18 protein-coding genes and 1 pseudogene are annotated in these 22,705 nt (G+C 58.3%); 11 read left to right on the top strand and 8 right to left on the bottom strand.

The genetic code is table 11. The features are described from left to right. Window positions 1-123 precede the first annotated feature (123 nt). The 3 genes from EDF75_RS18655 to EDF75_RS18645 all read left to right on the top strand — a co-directional run bounded on the left by EDF75_RS18655 (window position 124) and on the right by EDF75_RS18645 (window position 4,412). Entirely contained in the window at window positions 124-1,365 is a 1,242-nt protein-coding gene (locus EDF75_RS18655; RefSeq protein ID WP_045857395.1) for an MFS transporter, read from the top strand. Between the two features lie 18 nt (window positions 1,366-1,383). After that, window positions 1,384-2,817, top strand: coding sequence for a glycoside hydrolase family 32 protein (locus EDF75_RS18650; RefSeq protein WP_133600464.1), 1,434 nt, complete (start codon window positions 1,384-1,386; stop codon window positions 2,815-2,817). A gap of 251 nt (window positions 2,818-3,068) precedes the next feature. Then, the gene (locus EDF75_RS18645) at window positions 3,069-4,412 is read left to right on the top strand and encodes a carbohydrate porin (RefSeq protein ID WP_133600463.1); all 1,344 of its coding nucleotides are present in this window, start codon (window positions 3,069-3,071) and stop codon (window positions 4,410-4,412) included. A 117-nt stretch (window positions 4,413-4,529) separates the two neighbouring features. On the opposite strand, the gene EDF75_RS18640 is transcribed toward EDF75_RS18645, so the two are convergent. From EDF75_RS18640 to EDF75_RS18620, 5 genes are all read right to left on the bottom strand, one after another. Continuing rightward, entirely contained in the window at window positions 4,530-5,816 is a 1,287-nt protein-coding gene (locus EDF75_RS18640) for an ABC transporter substrate-binding protein (protein WP_041147054.1), read from the bottom strand. Window positions 5,817-5,832: 16 nt separating this feature from the next. Next, entirely contained in the window at window positions 5,833-6,960 is a 1,128-nt protein-coding gene (locus EDF75_RS18635; RefSeq protein WP_133600462.1) for an ABC transporter ATP-binding protein, read from the bottom strand. A gap of 12 nt (window positions 6,961-6,972) precedes the next feature. Next, entirely contained in the window at window positions 6,973-7,875 is a 903-nt protein-coding gene (locus tag EDF75_RS18630; RefSeq protein WP_045857405.1) for a carbohydrate ABC transporter permease, read from the bottom strand. Beyond that, entirely contained in the window at window positions 7,868-8,758 is an 891-nt protein-coding gene (locus EDF75_RS18625) for a carbohydrate ABC transporter permease (protein WP_041147051.1), read from the bottom strand. Before EDF75_RS18625 ends, EDF75_RS18630 begins: the two co-directional genes overlap by 8 nt. Window positions 8,759-9,291: 533 nt before the next feature. Continuing rightward, window positions 9,292-9,618, bottom strand: coding sequence for a cupin domain-containing protein (locus EDF75_RS18620; protein WP_133600461.1), 327 nt, complete (start codon window positions 9,616-9,618; stop codon window positions 9,292-9,294). Between the two features lie 147 nt (window positions 9,619-9,765). Between EDF75_RS18620 and EDF75_RS18615 the strand changes: the two are divergent. Then, window positions 9,766-9,861, top strand: a pseudogene (locus tag EDF75_RS18615) (aspartate/glutamate racemase); the annotation flags it as partial. On the opposite strand, the gene EDF75_RS18610 reads toward EDF75_RS18615, so the two are convergent. After that, window positions 9,848-10,774 carry a LysR family transcriptional regulator gene (locus EDF75_RS18610; protein ID WP_133600579.1) on the bottom strand — a complete coding sequence of 309 codons (927 nt, stop codon included), beginning with the start codon at window positions 10,772-10,774 and terminating at the stop codon, window positions 9,848-9,850. The pseudogene EDF75_RS18615 and the gene EDF75_RS18610 overlap by 14 nt on opposite strands. A gap of 135 nt (window positions 10,775-10,909) precedes the next feature. Here EDF75_RS18610 and lysA point away from each other — a divergent pair, with 135 nt between their 5' ends. Next, window positions 10,910-12,172, top strand: coding sequence for a diaminopimelate decarboxylase (gene lysA, locus EDF75_RS18605; protein WP_133600460.1), 1,263 nt, complete (start codon window positions 10,910-10,912; stop codon window positions 12,170-12,172). Between the two features lies 1 nt (window position 12,173). Here lysA and EDF75_RS18600 read toward each other — a convergent pair whose 3' ends face one another. Continuing rightward, complete coding sequence (locus EDF75_RS18600) at window positions 12,174-13,172, bottom strand: LacI family DNA-binding transcriptional regulator (protein WP_166646214.1); 999 nt, start codon at window positions 13,170-13,172, stop codon at window positions 12,174-12,176. 312 nt (window positions 13,173-13,484) lie between these two features. Between EDF75_RS18600 and EDF75_RS18595 the strand changes: the two genes are divergently transcribed. From EDF75_RS18595 to EDF75_RS18580, 4 genes are all read left to right on the top strand, one after another. Further along, the gene (locus tag EDF75_RS18595) at window positions 13,485-14,822 is read left to right on the top strand and encodes a PTS sugar transporter subunit IIC (protein ID WP_133600458.1); all 1,338 of its coding nucleotides are present in this window, start codon (window positions 13,485-13,487) and stop codon (window positions 14,820-14,822) included. A 7-nt stretch (window positions 14,823-14,829) separates the two neighbouring features. Continuing rightward, window positions 14,830-16,257 (top strand): glycoside hydrolase family 1 protein, encoded by a 1,428-nt coding sequence (locus tag EDF75_RS18590; protein WP_133600457.1) that lies wholly within the window; start codon window positions 14,830-14,832, stop codon window positions 16,255-16,257. Between the two features lie 67 nt (window positions 16,258-16,324). After that, entirely contained in the window at window positions 16,325-17,098 is a 774-nt protein-coding gene (locus tag EDF75_RS18585; protein ID WP_041147044.1) for a GntR family transcriptional regulator, read from the top strand. Continuing rightward, window positions 17,095-17,574 carry a GNAT family N-acetyltransferase gene (locus tag EDF75_RS18580; protein WP_133600456.1) on the top strand — a complete coding sequence of 160 codons (480 nt, stop codon included), beginning with the start codon at window positions 17,095-17,097 and terminating at the stop codon, window positions 17,572-17,574. The genes EDF75_RS18585 and EDF75_RS18580 overlap by 4 nt, the downstream gene beginning before the upstream one ends. On the opposite strand, the gene galR is transcribed toward EDF75_RS18580, so the two are convergent. Then, entirely contained in the window at window positions 17,535-18,551 is a 1,017-nt protein-coding gene (gene galR / locus EDF75_RS18575) for an HTH-type transcriptional regulator GalR (RefSeq protein WP_041147042.1), read from the bottom strand. The genes EDF75_RS18580 and galR overlap by 40 nt on opposite strands. 770 nt (window positions 18,552-19,321) lie before the next feature. Here galR and aas point away from each other — a divergent pair. Then, complete coding sequence (gene aas / locus EDF75_RS18560; protein ID WP_133600454.1) at window positions 19,322-21,481, top strand: bifunctional acyl-ACP--phospholipid O-acyltransferase/long-chain-fatty-acid--ACP ligase; 2,160 nt, start codon at window positions 19,322-19,324, stop codon at window positions 21,479-21,481. Then, the gene (lplT, locus tag EDF75_RS18555; protein WP_133600453.1) at window positions 21,474-22,667 is read left to right on the top strand and encodes a lysophospholipid transporter LplT; all 1,194 of its coding nucleotides are present in this window, start codon (window positions 21,474-21,476) and stop codon (window positions 22,665-22,667) included. The genes aas and lplT overlap by 8 nt, the downstream gene beginning before the upstream one ends. Window positions 22,668-22,705: the final 38 nt, after the last annotated feature.

Here is a 22,705-nt window from a genome sequence, read left to right as displayed (position 1 = left end):
CGATCGCATCTCCATTATGTTAACGTTAACTTATGTGATTAACATCATGTATCTCAGCAAAAGGGCATGAGTTTTAGGTTTTGTTAACGTTACCATCTGCGCATTACTCCAACAGAGAACGTCATGATGAAAGCACATCACTCTCACAGCTATCCGATACTCAGCGCCTTACTGTTCTTCTTTTTCGTGACCTGGTCTTCGTCCGGCTCTTTGCTCTCTATCTGGCTCCATCAGGAGGTCGGCCTGAAGGCGGGGGATACCGGCATCATCTACGCGGTTCTCTCCGTTTCAGCGCTGTTTGCCCAAATTTGCTACGGCTTTATTCAGGATAAGCTCGGCCTGCGTAAAAACCTGCTCTGGTATATCACCGCGCTGCTGATCCTCTCCGGGCCGGCCTATCTGCTGTTTGGCTACCTGCTGGGCATTAACATTTTTCTCGGCAGTATTTTTGGCGGGATCTACATCGGCCTGACCTTCAACGGCGGTATCGGCGTGCTCGAGTCCTACACCGAGCGCGTGGCGCGCCAGAGCCAGTTTGAGTTCGGCAAAGCGCGGATGTGGGGATCGCTGGGCTGGGCGGTGGCGACCTTTTTTGCCGGCCTGCTGTTTAACATCAACCCGAAGCTGAACTTTGCCGTCGCCAGCTGCTCCGGCCTGGTATTCTTCGTCCTGCTGGCGCGGCTGCGGGTCTCCTCTGCGCCGCAGGCGATGGAGGAAGCGGTGGCGGGCGGCAAGGTGACGCTGGAGGACGCGCTGCGTCTGCTCACCCTGCGCCGCTTCTGGGCGCTGGTGTTTTTCGTCGTCGGCACCTGTATTTACGGCGTCTACGACCAGCAGTTCCCGGTCTACTTCTCCTCGCAGTTCGCCACCCTGCAGGAGGGCAACGCCATGTACGGCTACCTGAACTCTTTCCAGGTGTTTCTTGAGGCGGCGGGGATGTTCTGCGCGCCCTGGCTGGTTAACCGCATTGGCGCTAAAAATGGCCTGATTTTCGCCGGTATGGTGATGGCGCTGCGGATGGTGGCCTCCGGGCTGGTAGAGGGGCCGCTGCTCATCTCTATCACCAAGCTGCTGCACGCGGTGGAGCTGCCGATCCTGCTGGTATCTATCTTTAAATACAACAGCTTAAACTTTGATAAGCGCCTCTCATCGACGCTCTATCTGGTGGGCTTTGCCTGCACCAGCTCGGTTATTGCTACCGTGCTGTCGCCGCTGGCGGGCTATAGCTACGAGATATACGGCTTTGCCCGGTCCTATTTGATTATGGGCCTGCTGGTGTTCTTCACCACCTTTATCTCCATCTTCTTGCTGCGCTCGGCTAAGTCACCATCCGACCCGCTGATGCCGCAACCTTCCGTTATTTGAATGACAAGAGTGAAGACTATGACCTACTCAATTAGCAACGCCGAACAGGAACTGCAGGCGAAAAGCGATGCGCTGAACCTGCGCTGGTACCCGCGCTACCATCTTGCCGCCCGCGCGGGCTGGATCAACGATCCTAACGGCCTGGTGTGGTTCGACGGCTGGTATCACGCCTTTTACCAGCACCATCCCTACTCGACGCAGTGGGGGCCGATGCACTGGGGTCATGCGCGCAGTAAAGATTTGGTGCACTGGGAGCATCTGCCGGTGGCGCTGGCGCCGGAAGGCCCGGAGGATAAGGACGGCTGCTTCTCCGGCTCCGCGGTGGTCGACGGCGATACGCTGGCGCTGATTTATACCGGGCATAAATTCCACGGTGACCCGAACGATGAGGCCAACCTGTATCAGGTGCAGTGCCTGGCGACCAGCCGCGACGGCATCCACTTTGAGCGCCAGGGGATCGTCCTCGATACCCCGCCGGGGCTGCACCATTTCCGCGATCCTAAGGTGTGGCGCGAGGGCGATAGCTGGTACATGATCGTCGGCGCGCGCCTCGGCGACGTCGGCCAGGTGCGCCTCTACCGTTCGGCCGACCTGCGCCAGTGGCAGGACGCGGGCGTGCTTGATGAGGCGGAAAAAGAGATGGGCTATATGTGGGAGTGCCCGGACTTTTTTGCCCTCAACGACAGGCGCGTGCTGATGTTTTCTCCGCAGGGCATGGCGGCGCAGGGCTATCAGAATCGGAACCTGTTCCAGAGCGGCTATCTGCTCGGCGACTGGCAGCCGGGCGGCACCTTTGTGCGTGAAGGCGAGTTTGTGGAGATGGACAGCGGGCATGATTTTTATGCGCCGCAGAGCTTCCTGACGCCGGACGGTCGGCGGATCGTTATCGGCTGGCTGGATATGTGGGAGTCGCCGCTGCCGGAGCAGCAGGACGGCTGGGCGGGGATGCTCTCGCTGCCGCGCGAGCTGAGCCTGAGCGCCGACAGCCGGCTGCAGATGCGCCCGGCGAAAGAGGTAGAAAGCCTGCGCGGAGCGTGGTTCCCGTGGCCGGTAAGCACCTTGAAAAATCAGCAGACCATGCTGGTGGAAAACTGCGAGGCGATGGAGGTTATCCTGCACTGGGATAGCGCCAGCTGCAGCGCTGAGCAGTATGGCCTCAGCTTCGGCGACGGCCTGCGGGTCTACGTTGATGCGCAGATGCAGCGCCTGGTGCTGGAGCGTCACTATCCGCAGCATGGCCTGTGCGGCGCGCGCAGCGTGCCGTTAACCGCCGAGGCGCCGCTCAGGCTACGGATATTTTTCGACAGCTCTTCCGTCGAGGTCTTCGTTAACGAGGGCGAAGCCTGCCTCAGCAGCCGTATTTATCCGGATGCCGCTCGCCGTGAATTAACCTTATTTGCCTGGAGCGGATCGGCCAGCTTATCTGAGGCCGGGGCCTGGCAGCTCGAATAATATCGTTACCGTTTTATTATGCCGTTAATAACCCGTCTGCGACGATGGGCGGGTTATTATTGTCATCATCGTCGTGCTTTACCTGTATACCCGTCATACTTCAGGCTGCATACGCGCTGGCTGCACTCTCACCCTGGTCACTTACTTTAGTAAGCGCCTGGGAACTCGCTCTCTTGCCGCCTTGATGCCGCTCGAATTATTTAGGGTATAAATAAAGATTTCATTTAATTAAATAATAAAAGGGTTTACCGATGAATAAAATCTGGGTCGGGTGCTTTCTGACGTCTTTATTTACCCCTCTGGCTAATGCGCAGGAACCATTAACACTCGAAGAACGGCTGGCGCAAATGGAGCAGCGACTGCAGGAGACCGAGCAGCGGGCAACCAGCGCCGAGGCGGAGATTCGGGCGCTAAAGCGTCAGGAGACGCCGGCGGTAGCGGCCAGCAACGCGGCGGCTAAACCCGCGCTGCAGGTCAATGATTATGGCGAATTAAAGTTTTATGGCGACGTTGAGTTTAATATGGATGGCGCCAGCCGTACCGGTAGCCTGACCTCGGTGAGAACCACTGCGAATAAAAGCTGGGCGCCGGGGGGAAAAGAGCGCTGGGATATTAACGGACGTATTCTTATCGGCTTTGATGGCCTGCGGAAAGGGGCCGATGGCAAGTATGCCGGCTTCAGCGTACAGCCGCTGGCGGATATTAATGGCAAGATGAATCTGGACGATGCGGCCTTTTTCTTTGGCCAGCAGGATGACTGGAAAATTAAAATTGGGCGCTTTGAAGCCTACGATATGTTCCCGCTAAATCAGGATACCTTTATTGAATATTCCGGCAATACGGCGAACGATCTTTACAGCGACGGCTACGGCTATATCTATATGATGAAAGAGGGGCGCGGACGCAGCAGCAGCGGCGGCAACTTCCTGCTGAGCAAAAATCTCGGCAGCTGGTACTTCGAGGTGAATACGCTGGTGGAGGACGGCAGCACGCTCTTCGTCGATCGCAACTATCACGGCAACGCGCTGGATAACCAGAAAAACGTCGCCTACGTGCGTCCGGTAGTGGCGTGGCAATCCGGCGAGTGGTCGGTGGCGGCGGCGATGGAGAGTAACCTCGTCAATAATGCCTACGGCTATCAGGACCCGCGCGGCCGCTGGGTCGACCAGTCGAGCCGTACCGGCTACGGCATGACCATGAGCTGGAACACGCTGAAGGCCGACCCGCAGGATGGCGCGGTGGTGAATCTGAGTACCGCCTATCTCGACGCCACGGATGAGCAGGACTTCAGCGCCGGCATCAACGCGCTATGGCATCGCGTGGAGCTGGGCTACATCTATGCGCATAACAAAATCGACCAGTTTAATCTGGCGGGCGTGAGCGCAGAATGCGACAACGAGTGCGCGGTACTCGCCCCGGGGCGCTATGACATCCACACGCTGCACGCCTCGTGGCTGCTGCCGAATATCATGGATATGGCGAATTTTAACATTTACCTCGGCGCCTACGCCTCGTGGCTGGATTCATCGGCGGAGAAAAGCGCGGGCCCGGACGAACGCTACGGCGCGCGCGTGCGCTTCAAATATCTCTTCTGAGGGTAAAGCAGGTCGCCCGGTCGCAAAGCCCGGCGGGATGATTTTGCCTTTCATGATGGGCTGGTGGCTAAAAATCCCCCGCAGCGGGAGCCGCGGGGGAGGTTTGGCAGGGCTGAATTAGCGCATGGCGCGCTTGAGAATGCGGTCCGACTGGCGCTGGAAGTCCGCAGCCGTCTCTTCTACGGATTTCTGTCCGTAATCGATGTACTGCAGAGAGGTGCCGAACTGGGCTACGATCTGCGGGTCGTCGAAGTAGGGCGACACGGAGAGCTTCGCCGGCAGGGACTGCGCCAGCTTCAGCCCGGAAACCGCCGGATCGTCGGCCTTGATCGTGCCGTCTTCGGTCAGGTACTGCACCGCCACTTTACTCAGCGGCACGCCGCGCTCGAGTCCTAAGGTATCGACCCCGGCTTTGCTGTTCAGCAGGAAGTTAATCACCTTCGCCGCCGCTTCCGGGTTTTTCGTTGATTTACCGATCGAGAGCATCTGCGCGGGCTTAAAGAACAGGCCGGCGTCGGTGGCGCCCGGCAGCATCGGGTATTCCCCCAGCTCCAGCTTCGCCGGCGGCTTCAGGTTGTCGGAGTATTTGTTGATGGTGGAGTTCCACATGTAGGTCCCCGCCCACTCGCCCTGGATCCACGGCTTCATCTCGTACATATTGCTTTTGCCAAACGAGGCGTAGTATTTGGTGTCCGGCATGACGTGGCTGTCGATAAGCTTTTTATACATCTGGAAAAACTCGACCCACTGCTCTTTGCTGTAGGAGAATTTCTTGGTTTTATCGTCGATAGCTGGCTGGTTGTACTTCTGAATCATGTAAGAGTTCAGCAGCGCCAGGGTGTCCTGGTGCTCCAGCACCACCGGGTAGTACTGCTTGCCGAGCTTGCTTTCAAAGGCTTTGCCCGCCGCCATCAGCTCATCCCAGGTTTTTGGGTAGGCAACGCCGGCTTTTTTCCAGGTTTCGTCGTTAAAGTAGAACACGCGGGCGGTCACGGAAATGGGAATGCCGTTGAGCTTGCCGTTCACGGTGGTGGACTGCAGCTCCTTCGCGTCAAACTGGCTGAGATCGATGACGTCCTTCATCTTATTCAGGTCGTAAAAGCCGTCGCCGTTTTTCGAGAAAATAGGCAGCCAGTTCCAGTTGGTTTGCATCACGTCAGGCTCGGTGCCGCCGGCGATTTGCGTGGTCAGGCGCGAAAGGTGGCCGTCCCAGCCGGTGTATTCCGCTTTGACGTTAATATCCGGGTTCTGCTTATGAAATTCTTCCAGCGCTTTCAGGGTCACCTGATGGCGGCCGTTGCCGCCCCACCAGGACATGCGCAGGTCGACATCCTGTGCCAGAGAAGGTAGCGCGGTCAGGCCCAGAGTGGCGGAGATTGCGGCGCTTAAGAGCACTTTTTTCATTTTAATACTCCAGTGATTACAGAGAGATGTTCTGTTCGGTCGCCGCATCAAAGAGGTGGCATTTGTTGAGATCGAACCGGTAATAGACCTTACGATGCAGCCCTTTTTCGATCATCGGCCTCGCTTCGTCGGAAGGGACGCGGGCGGTCAGCTCATAATCGGCAACCTTCATATAGACAAAGAACTCGTGGCCCATATTTTCCACGCGCACCATCTCACCGGAACCGCAGCCTTCGGCGAACGGCTGGTCTGAGATAGAGACGAACTCCGGGCGCACGCCGTAGAACAGCGGCTGGTCCTTATAGCCTTCGGCTTTGCTCTGCAGGGTATCGTTGAGGGGCAGCAGATCGTCACCGACGTGCATATGCAGGCGGCCGTCGCGCTCAACCAGCTTGCAGGGACGGATGTTCATCTCCGGCGCGCCGATAAAGCCCGCGACAAACATATTTTTTGGCTTGTGGTACAGATTGTCCGGGGTATCAACCTGCATGATGTGGCCCAGCTTCATCACGCAGATACGGTCGCCCATGGTCATGGCTTCGGTCTGATCGTGGGTGACGTAGACGGTGGTCGCCGGTTTGCCGGATTTCTTCAGCTGCTTGTGCAGATCGGAGATCCGGATGCGCATTGAGGCGCGCAGCTTGGCGTCGAGGTTAGAGAGCGGCTCATCGAACAGGAACACGTCCGGCTTTTTAACAATCGCCCGGCCAACCGCCACGCGCTGGGCCTGGCCGCCGGAGAGCTGGCGCGGCAGACGGTCGAGCAGCTCTTCCAGCTCGAGGATTTTTGCCGCTTCGTTAACCTGGCTTTCAATCTGATCCTTTGGCAGCTTGCTCAGCTTGAGGCCAAAGGCGAGGTTTTCGCGCACCGTCATATGCGGATAGAGCGCGTAGTTCTGGAACACCATCGCAATCCCGCGCGCTTTTGGCGCGAGGTTGTTAACGATTTTCTCCCCGATGCGCACTTCGCCGCCGCTGATGGTTTCGAGACCCGCCAGCATGCGCAGGGTGGTGGATTTGGCGCAGCCGGATGGCCCGACGATCACCATAAACTCCCCGTCAGCGATTTTCAGGTCGATAGCATGTACCGCTTTGAAGCCGTTGGAGTAGACCTTTTCCAGTTTTTTGAAAATAACTTCAGCCATGATATTTCCCTCTTAACCTTTAATTCCGCTGCTGGTGACGCCCTGTACGAAGTAGCGTTGAGCCAGGAAGAATACGATGATGGATGGCAGAATGGAGATGCTCGCCATTGCCAGAATTTCGTTCCACGGAGCGCCTTCCGTGACGTCGATGGACATTTTCAGCGCCAGCGCGATCGGATACTTATCGACGCTATAGACGTAAATCAGCGGACCAATAAAGTCGTTCATTGACCACATAAACTGGAACAGCGCGACCGAGATAATCGCCGGTTTTAAAATCGGCACCACCACGTACCACAGCACCTGGAAGGAGTTGCAGCCGTCAATCTGCGCCGCCTCTTCCATATCGCGCGGCACGCCGCGCAGGAACTGAATCAGCATGAAGACGAAGAACCCCTGGGTGGCGAAGGCCAGCGGCAGGTACAGCGGCAGATAGCTGTTCAGCATCCCCATTTCGCGGAACATCAGGTACTGCGGGATGAGCAGGACGGTGCTCGGCAGCAGCATGGTGGTGATGAGGGTGGCGAACCAGAATTTCTTCCACGGGATCTCGAAGCGGGCAAAGCCGTAGGCCACGATGGTGGAGGAGATAATGGTCAGGATCACCTTCGGAATCACGTATTTGAAGGTATTCAGCATGTAGTGACCGAAGTTGTATTCCGTCCCGGTCTTCCAGCCGTTGATAAACCCGTCCCAGGTCGCGTGAGCGGGCCACAGGCTGAGGGTGGTGAAGATCTCGTGGTTCGGTTTGAACGACGCCGAGAACATCCACACCAGCGGATAGAGCATCAGCAGGCCAACGAACAGCAGGATCACATAGCGGATGCTGGCGTTCATTTTTTCCCGCCGCAGCGTTCTGGCAACCTCGCGCTCTGCGATGTCCCGGGCCGCGGAAATTTGTTGGATATCAGCCATTTTTGCCTCCCTTATCGGCGGAGTAGAACACCCAATATTTCGAAGACTTAAAGGCAATGGCGGCAAACACCGCGACGACCAGGAACAGCACCCATGCCAGCGCCGCGCCGTAGCCCATATCGAAGTACTTAAAGGCGGTGTCGTAGATATAGAGTGAGAACAGATAGGTGGAGTAGGTTGGGCCGCCGCCGGTTATCACGTACGGTCCGGTAAACTCCTGGAACGCCTGGGTGGTTTGCATAATGAAGTTGAAGAAGATCACCGGCGTAATCAGCGGCACCGTCACCTTCATAAACATCTGCCACTTCGAGGCGCCGTCGATCATCGCCGCTTCGTACTGCGATTGCGGAACGTTCTGCAGCGCCGCGAGGAAAATCACCATTGCCGAACCGAACTGCCAGACGCGCAGCAGGGTCACCGACATCAGCGCCAGCGACGGCTCGCCGAGCCAGTTAACCGGGTCGAAGCCCAGCACGCCGATAAAGCTGTTCAGCAGGCCGTCGATAGCGAACAGCGCGCGCCACAGTACGGCGATGGCGACGGAGCTGCCGAGAATCGACGGAATGTAATAGGCGGTACGGAAGAAACCGATGCCGCGCAGCTTAAAGTTGAGAACAAACGCGATGCCCAGCGCAAAGGCCAGCTTCAGCGGAATGGTTAAAAAGACATAGGCGAAGGTGACGCCCATTGACTTCCAGAAGAGGGAATCTTCGGTCAGCATGTAGCGATAGTTTTCAATGCCGTTAAATACCGGCGGACTCATCAAGTCGTACTCAGTGAAACTGAGGAAGAAAGATGAAACAAAGGGAAAGGCGGTAAAGATTATCAGCCCGATGATATAGGGCGATATCCATGCCAATCCCAGCAGCTTGTTTTCATTCATACATACCTACCTGGCTTACGAGTTTGTAAAACGGATTCGGTTTATACCCGGTGTACTTCACGCTGTGTGCGCTATCCGCGCTGAAAAGCAGCCGGAAAAGTTAATCTGTTGCTGGTGTCTGTGCTGGCGCTTCCTTCCTTGTTGAACCCTGTTTTTGTCATGGTTTGTCACCCGCAGCTCCCTGCTGAGCGTGCACCGGTTCGGCTTTGCTATGCCCGGCGCCTTTAATTTTATAAAACGCCGTTTTAAATTTATTTTATTGCGATTTATTACAGAGTCATTCGATTCATAGTGGAAATGTGATCGGAGTCGAAACGATGTTTCAAAAAATGATATGGCGGGCGTTTTGTAAGGCTGGTAAGGGCTGGGGAGATATGCCGGAAAGGTGAACTGGCGCAGATGTGCGGTATTTTATTGCCCGGCTAATGATTGTCTTTGTACATATTTTTTAACAAATAATAATGGGCGTGTGGGGGGCACGGTGGAAAGAGAGGGGGGCATGCCCGCTCTTCCGCTACCGCGCCCGGGGAAGATTAGTTTTGCAGAAAATCCTGACGAACGGGCGTAAAGGTATCCAGCAGGGTTCCCGCCTTCAGGCACACGCAGCCATGCATAATATGCGGCTGCTTGTAGAGCGTGTCGCCGGCGCTGACCACGCGTTTCTCATCACCGATGGTGAATTCGAACTCACCTGAAAGCACGTAGGTCAGCTGCTCGTGGGGGTGGTTATGCATCGGACCAATGGCGCCGACGTCAAAGTTAACCTCAACCGCCATCATTTTGCCGCCGTGCGCCAGAATGCGTCGGGTCACGCCGTTGCCCAGATCGTCGAGCGTGGTCTCTTTATGAAAAATAAACATCCGCGGGTCCTGTTGTTAAGTGAAACAATGTTTCATTTAATTTATCGCACAATTTTCTAAAAAGAAACGATCGGCGAGAGAAGTGGAAAGCCGATCACAAGTTTGCTTCACCGGGGGAAACCATAAAAGGAGCGAATAATGAAAACGATTGGCCTGCTGGTGCCCGTAGAAAGCAGCCCGCTGCCGGTATTTGATACCGCGGCCATTCACGCCGCGGACGCGGTGGAGTTTATGCTTTCTTAAGCACCCTATCGAGCGGGCGCTGGATCTGCGCCAGGCTGTGCTGCAAGTGGTGAATAAAGGCGTCGACCAGCGCCGAACCGGGGCGGTGCAGCGGGCGGATCATGCTGACGGTAAAGGGCACATCGATGCTGAAGCGGCGCACCGCGACGCCGCTTTCGGCATAGTCGAGGGCGGTGAGCGGATTAACTACCGAGATGCCGACGCCCGCGCGCACCATCGCGCAAATCGACGCGGCGCTGTGCGTTTCGACCACCATTCGCCGCTTGACCTGATGTTCAAGGAACAGGGCGTCAAGCAGCTGGCGATAGCTGTCGGTCCGCGACAGGCTGATGTAGTTTTCAGCGTGGAAATCGGCGGGAGTCAGAACCTGCTTCGCGGCGAGCGGATGGTCCTGCGGCAGGACGCAGACCTCATTCAGCGTCAGCAGCGGCGTGCGCTCGGTGCCGGCGGGCGTATGCAGGGTTTCGGTCAGGCCAAGATCGTGGCGCTGGGCGGAGAGCCACTCCTCCAGCAGGGGCGACTCCTGGGGAACGATCTGCAGGCTGACCTCCGGGTAGCGCGCCAGAAACGGCTGCAGCAGCAGCGGTAAAAACGACTGGGAGAATACCGGCAGGCACACCACCGACAGCTCGCCCTGGCGAAACTCACGCAGGCTTTCCGCCGCGCTGACGATCCTGTCCAGCCCGTACCACGACCGCTGCACCTCTTCAAACAGCCGCAGCCCCTGGACCGTGGGCTGCAGGCGGCCGCGAGCGCGCTCAAAAAGCTTCAGCCCCAGCACCTTTTCAAAGCGCGCCAGCTCCCGGCTGACCGTCGGCTGCGAGGTATGCAGCATGCGGGCGGCTTCGGTCAGGTTACCGGTGGTCATCACCGCGTGGAAGATTTCGATATGGCGCAAATTGACGGCGGGCATGGCGGCTCTCGGATGGCGTGAGGTTTCCATATCATTTTTGCATAGACTCACGACAAAACGATATTTTTTATTCCCTTCGGGCTATGGCGTAATCATAAAAAAACACGCACAACGCCAACAACGCCGGAGTTCACCATGCCACGCTCGCTTTACGCCACCGATACCGACCTGACAGCAGATAACCTGCTGCGCCTGCCCGCCGAGTTTGGCTGCCCGGTATGGGTCTACGACGCGCAGATTATTCGCCGCCAGATTGCCCAGCTCGGCAAGTTTGACGTGGTGCGCTTTGCGCAGAAGGCCTGCTCAAACATTCATATCCTGCGCCTGATGCGCGAGCAGGGCGTGAAGGTCGATTCCGTATCGCTTGGCGAGATTGAGCGCGCGCTGGCGGCGGGTTACGATCCGCAGCAGCATCCGGAAGATATCGTCTTTACCGCCGATCTGATCGACGACGCAACGCTGGAGCGGGTGAAGGAGCTGCAGATCCCGGTCAACGCCGGGTCGGTGGATATGCTGAGCCAGCTGGGCGAAGTCTCGCCGGGCCATCGCGTGTGGCTGCGGGTCAATCCGGGGTTCGGTCACGGCCATAGCCAGAAAACCAACACCGGCGGCGAAAACAGCAAGCACGGTATCTGGTATAGCCACCTGCCGGCGGCGCTGGAGGTGATGCGTCGCTATCAGCTGCAGCTGGTGGGGATTCACATGCACATTGGCTCAGGGGTGGATTATGCTCACCTCGAGCAGGTGTGCGGCGCGATGGTGCGTCAGGTGATCGAGTTTGGTCAGGATCTGCAGGCGATCTCCGCCGGCGGCGGCCTGTCGATCCCGTATCGCGAAGGCGAAGAGGCGATCGATACCGATCACTATTACGGCCTGTGGAACGCCGCCCGCGAGCAGGTGGCGAAGCATCTTGGCCATCCGGTGAAACTGGAGATCGAGCCGGGTCGCTTCCTGGTGGCGGAATCCGGCGTGCTGGTCTCCCAGGTGCGCAGCGTGAAGGAGATGGGCAGCCGTCACTTTGTGCTGATTGACGCCGGTTTTAACGACCTGATGCGTCCGTCGATGTACGGCAGCTACCACCACATCAGCGCCCTGGCGGCGGACGGCCGCGATCTTAGCGCGGCGCCGATGATTGAAACCGTGGTCGCCGGACCGCTGTGCGAATCCGGGGATGTCTTTACCCAGCAGGAAGGGGGGAAGGTGGAAACGCGCCTGCTGCCTGACGTGGCGCCGGGAGATTACCTGGTGCTGCACGATACCGGCGCCTACGGTGCGTCGATGTCCTCAAACTACAACAGCCGACCGCTGCTGCCGGAAGTGCTGTTCGATAACGGCAGCGCGCGGCTGATTCGCCGCCGCCAGACCATTCAGGAGCTGCTGGTCTTAGAGCAAATCTGATCTAAAACCAGGGACCCGTCGTGACCGACTCGCGCAGCACCAGCGTGCCGGTAAACGGCGGGATCGTTTCGATCGGCTGATGGTTGGCAAGCTTGATCGCCTGATCGATGGCGGTGGTGATCATATTGTCGATGGGCAGATAGACCGTCGACAGGCCCGGCTCCAGCCACTTCGCGCTGGGGGCGTCATCAAAACCAAATAGCGAAACGTCCTGCGGGATCCGCAGCCCGGCCTGATGCAGCGCTTTTGAGGCGCCGAGCGCCATATCATCGTTGCAGGAAAAAAGCGCGCTGAACGGCGTTTTTTCCTCCAGCAGCTCCCGGCACAGCTCGTAGCCGCGGGTCATCGTCGAATCGCCGTATTTTACTCTTCCCTCATCCCACGCAATGCCATTTTTTTTCAGCGCCTTACGGTAGCCCTGCAGGCGTGCCTTGCCCGTTGGCGTGTGCATGGGGACCGTCAGGCAGGCGATCTCGCGATGGCCCTGGGCAATCAGATAGTTCACCGCCTGGAATGCGGCATCCTCCTGCTCGAAGAAAACGCAGCGCTCGCGCGCGAGGCTGACGTCGCGGTTAATCACCACCAGCGGCATCTCGATGGAGTCGATAAGCGACATGATCTTCTTTTCGCTCATATGACGGGTATAAAGGATGATGGCGTCGCACTGGCGATCGGCAAGCATCTGCACCGCTTCTTCTTCGCGCTCCGGCGCATCGTGGCCGTCGGTGACAATCAGCTGCTTTCCCCAGGCTTCGGTCTGGCGCGAGGCCTGCTGCAGCAGACGGCCAAAGTAGAAGCCGTCGAAGGTGGAAACCACCAGTCCGATGCTGTTACTCGTGCGGTTGGCCAGCGAACGGGCGAGAAAGTTCGGCCGATACCCCAGCTCCTCCATCGCTTTGAATACCTGCTGACGGGTACTCTCTTTTACCTGACCTGTGCCGTTCAACACGCGGGAAACCGTCGCTTTAGAGACGCCTGCGCGAATTGAGACATCCAGCATTGTAGCCATTCATCGATTCCTGATATCACGTGGTGTTTTGCAGTTTATCACAGACATTCAGGGGGATATGACCTCTACGCCGCGCAAAGAACTATCGGGATCACGCTTTTTGCAGGAACTGCGCCGCGGTGAAAGCGATGCCGCTAATGCGGTATGCCAATATAACGAGACTATAAAATTTGGAATGCCAAAGTGGGCGTTGAGATCTCAATCACAGAACTTTTTGCCGCCAGTGACTATTTTTTGGTATGCCAAAAGGTGTTCGGCTGTACACCTGGCGCGCAAAAAGCCCTTAAACCTGAGGTATCCTCTATGGCATTGCAGGAAAAACTGATCGACTCACTGGGGAGTTTCGCCACGAAATTCAACAGCTACCGCTACATCATGGCGATAAAATCCGCCTTTATTACCCTGATGCCGGTGATCATCGTTGGCGCCTTTTCGGTGCTGATCTCAAATATGGTGCTGGATCCGAAGAACGGACTGGCCAGCTTTCAGTCGCTGTCGTTTCTCGCCGCGCTCAAGCCGATTACCAGCGCGATAAACTATGCGACCCTCAACTTCCTCAATATTGGCGCCGTTTTTCTGATCGGCATCGAGCTGGGGCGCATTAACGGTATCAAGAGCCTGTTCCCCGGCCTGCTGGCGGTCATTTGCTTTATCTGCGTCACCCCAACCACCGTCGAGATGATGGTTGACGGCCAGATGCACGTGGTCAAAGACGTGCTGCTGCGCCAGTTCTCGGACACCCGCAGCCTGTTCCTCGGCATGTTTATCGCCATTCTGTCGGTCGAGATTTACTGCTGGCTGGAGACGCGCAAGGGGCTGAAGATAAAGATGCCGGATACCGTGCCGCCGAACGTGGCGGCGTCGTTTTCGGCGCTGATCCCGGCGATTTTTACCACCACCGCCATCGCCACCTTTGGCTTTATTTTCCATCAGCTGACCGGCATGTATCTGTATGACGCGGTCTACCTGGTGGTGCAGCAGCCGCTGGAGCGCGTGGTGCAAAGCCTGCCGGGGATCCTGCTGCTGATGTTCGTCGCCCAGCTGTTCTGGGTTATCGGTATTCACGGCAATCAGATGATCAAACCGATCCGCGAGCCGCTGCTGCTGGGGGCGATTACCGTCAATATGAGCGCCTTTGAGCAGGGAAAAGAGGTGCCGAACATCATCACCATGCCGTTCTGGGACGTCTATATGAGCATCGGCGGCTCGGGGCTGACCATCGGCCTGCTGATTGCGGTAATGATCGCCAGCAAGCGTAAAGAGATGAAAGAGATCGCCAAGCTGTCGATCGGCCCGGGGCTGTTCAATATTAACGAACCGGTGATTTTCGGTATGCCGATCATGCTCAATCCGATCCTCGCGATCCCCTTTATCATCACGCCGCTGGTGACCGGCAGCATCGGCTACTTCGCCACCGCGGCCGGATTTGCCGGAAAAGCGGTGGTGATGGTGCCCTGGACCACGCCGCCGCTGATTAACGCCTGGCTCTCTACCGCCGGTTCGATGGGGGCGGTGGTGACCCAGCTGGTTTGTATCATCACCGCGGTACTGATTTACCTGCCGTTTGTGAAGATTGCCTCCCGCCGTCTGGAAACCGCGCAGCGGCAGGCGGAAAACGCGCAAATAACCGATAACGCCTGAGGATATGATGAGTACAAAAAGGATTGCGATTCCCGACGATTTTATCCTTGGCGCGGCGGCCTCCGCCTGGCAGACCGAGGGCTGGAGCGGCAAGAAAGAGGGGCAGGACTCCTGGCCCGATCTCTGGTACAAACGCGACCGCCACGTCTGGCATAACGGCTACGGCCCGGCGGTGGCCACCGATTTTATCAACCGCTTTCGCGAGGACGTCCAGCTGATGAAGCTGGCGGGGCTGACCCACTACCGCACCTCAATCAACTGGTCGCGCTTTCTGACCGACTATGAAAACGTCACGGTTGATGAGGAGTATGCGGCCTACTATGACCAGCTGTTCGACGAGCTGCTGGCTAACGGCATCGAGCCGATCATCTGCCTTGAACACTACGAGCTGCCGGGCTACCTGCTGGAGCAGTACGGCGGCTGGGCGGCCAAAAAGGTCGTCGAGCTGTTCGTCCGCTACGCGGAGAAGGTGTTCGCCCGCTATCACCACAAGGTCACGCGCTGGTTTACCTTCAATGAACCGATTGTCGTGCAAACCCGCGTCTACCTTGACGCGCTGCGCTGGCCCTACGAGCAGAATACCGGCACGTGGATGCAGTGGAACCACCACAAGGTGCTGGCGACGGCGAAGGTGGTCAGGCTCTTTCGCGATAAGGGCTATCGCGGGACGGTGGGCTGCATTCTCAATCCTGAGGTAACCTATCCGCGCTCAACGGCCGCTCACGACGTGCGCGCCGCCGAGGTTTACGATCTGTTCTATAACCGCATCTTCCTCGACCCGCTGGTCCACGGCGAATACCCGCCAGCGCTGTTTGCGCTGCTGGCGCAGCACGACGTCGCCTGGGACTACAGCACCGAAGAGCTGGCGATTATCCGCGACAATACCGTGGATGAGCTGGGCATTAACCTCTACTACCCGCACCGGGTGAAGGCGCCGTCGCGCGCCTGGCACCCGCAGACGCCGTTTCATCCGGCCTGGTATTACGAACCCTTCGAGCTGCCCGGGCGGCGAATGAACGCCTCCCGCGGCTGGGAAATCTATCCGCGTATCGTTTTTGATATGGCGATGCGGATTAAAAATGATTACCGCAATATTCCGTGGTTTGTCGCCGAAAGCGGTATGGGCGTCGAAAACGAAGGCCAGTTTCGCAACGACGAAGGCACCATTGTCGACGAGTACCGCATTCGCTTTATCAGCGAGCATCTCTGGCAGACGCTGCTCGCGCGGGAGGCGGGTGCCAACTGTCACGGCTACATGCTGTGGGCGTTTACCGACAACGTGTCGCCGATGAACGCCTTTAAAAATCGCTACGGGCTGATTGAAATCGATCTGCAGAACGGCCGGGCGCGGCGGCCGAAGGCTTCCGCCGGCTGGTTTCGCACGCTGCGCGAAAGCCGCGAGCTGACGCTGGATATCGACGATGAGTTGCGCTAGCCCGGCGTAAATTTTGCTAAGATAGCGCCGATATGGATTCACTCGCAGATAAGGCACAGGTGATATTGTGGAGAAGGCTATCATTCCGCCGGAAAAGAAACCCTACCAGGAAATTGGCGATGATTTGCGCGCCCAGATTGCGCAGGGGCGTTATCCCATCGGGTCGCGGCTGCCGCCGGAACGCAATATCGCCGAAACCTACGGCGTCAGCCGCACCATCGTCCGCGAAGCCCTGCTGATGCTGGAGCTGCAGGGCACGGTCGATATTCGTCAGGGCTCGGGGGTTTACGTGATGCGCATTCCCCACGAGGATGATAGCGAGGAAGAGCAGATGCTGAGCAGCGACGTCGGTCCGTTTGAGATTCTGCAGGCCCGCCAGCTGCTGGAGAGCAACATTGCCGCCTTTGCGGCAAAAATGGCGACGCGCGCCGATATCGATAACCTTAAGCGCATTATCGAGCAGGAGCAGCGGGCGATTGCCGGCAACGACGCCTCTCAGGATAACGCGCGGATGTTTCACCTGGTGCTGGCCGGGGCGACGCAAAACCAGATGCTGCTGGCAACGGTGGAGCGTATCTGGCTGCAGATGGACAGCAGCCCGCTCTGGCAGCAGTTTAACGCGCATATCGCCAGCCGCGCCTATCGCCTGAAGTGGCTCGGTGAACGGCAGGCGATTCTCGCCGCGCTGCGCCGTCGCGACGTGATGGGCGCCTGGCAGGCGATGTGGCAGCACCTGGAAAATGTTAAAAACAGCCTGCTGGAGCTGTCGGACGAAGACGCGCCGGACTTCGACGGCTACCTGTTTGAGTCGGTGCCGATTTTTCAGGGAAAGCCGGTATGACCATCCTGCCTCTTTACGCCGCGCCGCAGCACGCGCCGCAGGTAGCGGAGTGGCTGTGGCAGGCCTTTGGCGGCGAGACGCTGCCGCGGGCGTTTTTTGCCAGCATCGTCGCCCACAGCCAGACGCCGGGGGCGCTGCCGCTGACCTTTATTGCCGTTGAGGGCGAGCTTCTGCTGGGAACGGTGGGGCTCTGGCGCTGCGATCTGATCAGCCGCCAGGACCTGTTTCCGTGGATGGCGGCGCTGTACGTTGCCGAAGAGGCGCGCGGGCAGGGGCTGGCGGGGAAACTGCAGCAGCATGTTATCGACTATGCCCGCCGGAGCTGCTATCCGCAGCTGCATCTCTACTCCGCATGCCGGGATTTTTATGAGCGCTTCGGCTGGCGCTATATCGGCGAGGGCCTCGATTATCCGGCCACCGCCGTGCACCTCTACCGCTACGACCTGTCGTTATCCGACGGGGCGATCACCGAGTGACGGCGAACCAGCGTCGGGCTGAACAGGTGGGTGATTTCCGGCGGCGGGAGCCTGTCCGCCAGCGCTAGCGCCAGTTCCGCCGCCTGGGTTGCCATGGTGACAATCGGGTAGCGCACCGTGGTCAGCCGCGGGCGAACGTAGCGGGATATCAGCACGTCATCAAAGCCAATCAGCGAAATCTCACGCGGCACGTCGATGCCGTTATCGTTCAGCACCCCCATCGCGCCTGCGGCCATTGAGTCGTTGTAGCTGGCAACGGCGGTAAAATTCCTGCCGCGTCCCAGCAGTTCGGTCATCGCCTGTTCGCCGCCGCTTTCATCCGGCTCGGCAAACGTCACCAGCCGATCGTTGATGGCAATGCCGCTCTCTTTGAGCGCGTCGTAATAGCCCTGCAGACGATCTTCGGCATCTGAAATCGCATGGTTGGAGCACAGATAGCCGATACGGGTATGGCCCTGCTGGATCAGATGGCGGGTCGCCAGCCAGGCGCCGTAGCGGTCGTCCAGCGCCACGCAGCGCTGCTCGAAGCCGGACAATATGCGGTTGATAAGCACCATGCCGGGAATTTGCTTCATCAGCCCGGCGAGTTCGTCATCGGGGATCATTTTTGCGTGCACCACCAGCGCCGCGCAGCGGTGGCGGATAAGCTGTTCAATCGCCTGGCGCTCTTTTTGGATACTGTGGTAGCCGTTGCCAATCAGCAAAAAGTTGCCGGTATTGTAGGCGACCTGCTCGACGGCTTTGACCATGGCGCCGAAAAAGGGGTCGGATACGTCGCCCACCACCAGGCCGACGGTTTCCGTTGACTGCTGCGCCAGCGCGCGGGCGTTGGCGTTCGGGTGGTAGTTCAGCGCTTCCATCGCCGTGCTGACCGACTGGCGGGAAGCCTCGCTGGCTTTCGGGGAGTTGTTGATAACGCGGGATACGGTAGCGACGGACACTCCAGCGAGTCGGGCTACATCCTTAATTGTCGCCATACCTGACCTTTTATAGGGTAAGCGTTTACATTGAGGTTATGTTACGGGAAAGCTCGGCAGATTCAAGGATAAGGACTAACGGGTTAACGCAAATGTGATGCAGGTTTGCCTTGCTGGTGACAAAGTTACACACAGCCGGCGCGGCGAATGAAACGGCAGGAGGTAAATTCACACCTTTGGTTACACTTTGCGATTAGCTGTTGCGAATGTTCGCTGGTTTCTCCGTTCACTGCGTTGATATTCTGCTTGTCCCAGAGGTATTGATAGGTGGAGTCGACTTCACGTTGACCACTTTAATTACACCAGCCTGCGCAGATGCGCAGGTTTTTTTTTGCCCGCGGCAAACCGGCGCCGGCAGGCGGGCGTCAGCGGGGCGTTTTTCATTCGATCTGTTCCGGGGCGTGTTCCGTCCACGGCTGTTCCGTACGCCCCGATGATGTTCTCTGCGGCCAGCCCGTCATCAAAAATCGGCAGTTTTCGCGCCTCTATCCGCCGCTGTTACAGTTAGCGAAAATGGTAATAACTGGTTGCACTTAGGCTCATTCCCTTGCGTTTTAACGCTGGCGTCGCGGGGCCAAAAAAACGGACAATCAGGATCCCAGAGGTATTGATAGGTGAGTTTCTTAAGTACGCTTTTCGTACTGATTATCTTGCACCGGCCTGCGCAGATGCGCAGGTTTTTTTTATCCTGAAAATTCTCCCCCACACTGCTTTCAACCGCCTTCTCGTGTAACCTTCAATGACTTAATAACCGGTCAGATGGAGTTGTTATGCTTTTGGCATTTTTCAGGCTGCTGTTCAAAGGAATGTACCGGGTCAGGTTGACCGGTGACACGCAGGCTCTGCATGGCAAAAAGGTCCTCATTACCCCGAACCACGTCTCCTTCCTTGACGGGGTCCTGCTGGCGCTGTTTCTTCCCGTTCGCCCGGTCTTTGCGGTGTACTCCTCCATCAGCCAGCGCTGGTTTATGCGCGCGCTGTCGCCGATTATCGACTTTGTTCCTCTCGATCCGACCAAACCGATGTCGATTAAGCACCTCGTGCGCCTGATCGAGCAGGGGCGGCCGGTGGTTATCTTCCCGGAAGGGCGCATCTCGGTGAGCGGATCGCTGATGAAAATCTACGATGGGGCCGCGTTCGTTGCCGCGAAGTCGCAGGCCACCATTGTTCCGCTGCGTATCGAAGGCGCCGAGCTGACGCCGTTCAGCCGCCTGAAAGGGCTGGTCAGACGCCGCCCGTTCCCGCGCATCCGCCTCCACCTGCTGCCGCCGACGCATCTGCCGATGCCGGAAGCGCCGCGGGCCCGCGATCGCCGCAAAATTGCCGGCGAAATGCTGCATCAGATAATGATGGAAGCGCGGATGGCGGTGCGCCCGCGGGAAACGCTGTATGAGTCTCTGCTGGCGGCGCAGGACCGTTTCGGCGCGCGGAAAAACTGCGTGGAAGATATTAACTTCCAGCCGGATACCTACCGCAAACTGTTGACCAAAACGCTGTTTGTCGCGCGAATTCTGGAAAAATACAGCGCGCAGGGCGAAAAAATCGGCCTGATGCTGCCGAACGCCGGGATCAGCGCGGCGGTGATTTTTGGCGCGATTGCGCGCGGGCGTATTCCGGCGATGATGAACTATACCGCCGGGGTAAAAGGTCTGAGCAGCGCGATTACCGCCGCTGAAATCAAAACCGTGTTCACCTCCCGCACCTTCCTCGATAAGGGCAAGCTCTGGCACCTGCCGGAGCAGCTGACCCAGGTGCGCTGGGTATTTCTTGAGGATTTAAAAGGCGACGTCACCGCCGCCGATAAGCTGTGGATCTTCAGCCATCTGCTGATGCCGAAGCTGGCGCAGGTCAGACAGCAGCCGGAAGATGCGGCGATCGTGCTCTTCACCTCCGGTTCGGAAGGCCACCCGAAGGGCGTGGTGCATAGCCACAAGAGCATCCTTGCCAACGTCGAGCAGATTAAAACCATCGCCGATTTTACCGCCAACGACCGCTTTATGTCGGCGCTGCCGCTGTTCCACTCCTTTGGCCTGACGGTCGGCCTGTTCACGCCGCTGTTTACCGGAGCGGAAGTGTTCCTCTACCCGAGCCCGCTGCACTACCGCGTGGTGCCGGAGCTGGTGTATGACCGCAACTGCACGGTGCTGTTCGGCACCTCAACGTTCCTCGGGAACTATGCTCGCTTTGCCAACCCCTATGATTTTTATCGTCTACGCTACGTGGTAGCCGGAGCGGAAAAACTTCAGGACAGTACTAAGCAGCTGTGGCAGGACAAATTTGGCCTGCGCATCCTCGAAGGCTATGGCGTAACCGAGTGCGCGCCGGTGGTGTCGATTAACGTCCCGATGGCGGCGAAGGTGGGCACCGTTGGGCGGATCCTGCCGGGAATGGACGCGCGCCTGCTGGCGATGCCGGGCATTGAACAGGGCGGTCGTCTGCAGCTGAAAGGGCCGAACATTATGAACGGCTATCTGCGGGTGGAAAACCCGGGTGTGCTGGAAGCGCCTGGGGCGGAAAACCAGCATGGCGAAATAGAGAGCGGCTGGTACGACACCGGGGATATCGTCGCCTTTGACGAGCAGGGATACGTGCGTATTCAGGGGCGCGCGAAGCGCTTTGCTAAAATTGCCGGCGAGATGGTGTCGCTGGAGATGGTGGAGCAGATGGCGCTGGCGGTCTCCCCCGAGCGGATGCACGGGACGGCCATCAGGCAGGATGCCAGCAAAGGCGAGGCCTTAGTGCTTTTCACCACCGATAATGAACTGAATCGCGAAAAGCTGCTGCGCTACGCCCGTGAGCACGGCGTGCCGGAGCTGGCGGTTCCGCGCGACATTCGCTGGCTGAAGCAGCTGCCGGTTCTCGGCAGCGGCAAGCCGGACTTTGTCACCCTTAAAAGTATGGTTGAAGAGACGGAACATTCTGATGAGTGAGTCAGTACACACTAACAGTTCGCTGTACTCGAAGGGGATGGTGGCGGTTATCTGCGCCCAGTTTTTGTCGGCATTTGGCGATAACGCGCTGCTGTTTGCGACCCTCGCGCTGATGAAGCAGCAGTTCTACCCGGAGTGGAGCCAGCCGGTGATGCAGATGCTGTTTGTGGGCGCTTACATTCTCTTTGCGCCATTTGTCGGGCAGTTTGCCGACAGCTTCGCCAAGGGGCGGGTGATGATGGTCGCCAACGGCATGAAGCTGGTTGGCGCCGGCTGTATCTGCTTTGGCGTAAATCCGTTTCTCGGCTACACCCTGGTCGGGATCGGCGCGGCCGCCTACTCCCCGGCGAAATACGGTATTCTCGGCGAGCTGACCACCGGCGATAAGCTGGTGAAGGCCAACGGCCTGATGGAGTCCTCAACCATCGCCGCGATCCTGCTGGGCTCGATGGCGGGCGGCATCCTCGCGGACTGGCACGTGCTGGCGGCGCTGGCCCTCTGCGCGCTGGTCTACGGCGGCGCGGTGGTGGCGAACCTGTGGATCCCTAAGCTGCCGGCGGCCCGTCCCGGACAATCCTGGCGCTTTACGCCGATGACCCACAGCTTCTTCAGCGCCTGTAAAACGCTGTGGCGCAACGGGGAGACGCGCTTTTCGCTGGTGGGAACCAGCCTGTTCTGGGGCGCCGGCGTAACGCTGCGCTTCCTGCTGGTGCTGTGGGTACCGGTGGCGCTGGGGATTTCTAATAACGCTATGCCAACCTATCTGAATGCGATGGTGGCGGTGGGGATCGTGCTGGGCGCGGGCGCGGCGGCGAAGCTGGTGACGCTGCAAACGGTCTCCCGCTGCATGCCTGCCGGGATTCTGATTGGCGTCGCGGTGATCTTCTTTACCCTTCAGCATGCGCTTCTGCCGGCGTTTGGCCTGCTGCTGCTGCTCGGCGTGTTTGGCGGCTTCTTTATCGTGCCGCTTAACGCCCTGCTGCAGGAGCGTGGGAAGCATACCGTCGGTGCGGGCAACGCGATAGCGGTGCAGAACCTCGGCGAAAACGTCGCCATGCTGCTGATGCTGGGGTTCTACTCGATGGCGGTCAAGGCGGGCATACCGGTGGTTGGCATCGGGGTGGTCTTTGGTGCGGTGTTCGCGCTGGCTATCGCCGCCCTGTGGCTGTGGGGACGGCGGCGCTAGCGAGTCCTGCGCTTAGATGGGCTACGGCGTTGTCCCTG

It is taken from the genome of Klebsiella sp. BIGb0149 (genome assembly GCF_004362605.1).
GTDB lineage: Bacteria > Pseudomonadota > Gammaproteobacteria > Enterobacterales > Enterobacteriaceae > Klebsiella > Klebsiella terrigena.
This window is presented reverse-complemented; position numbering and strand designations above follow the sequence as displayed.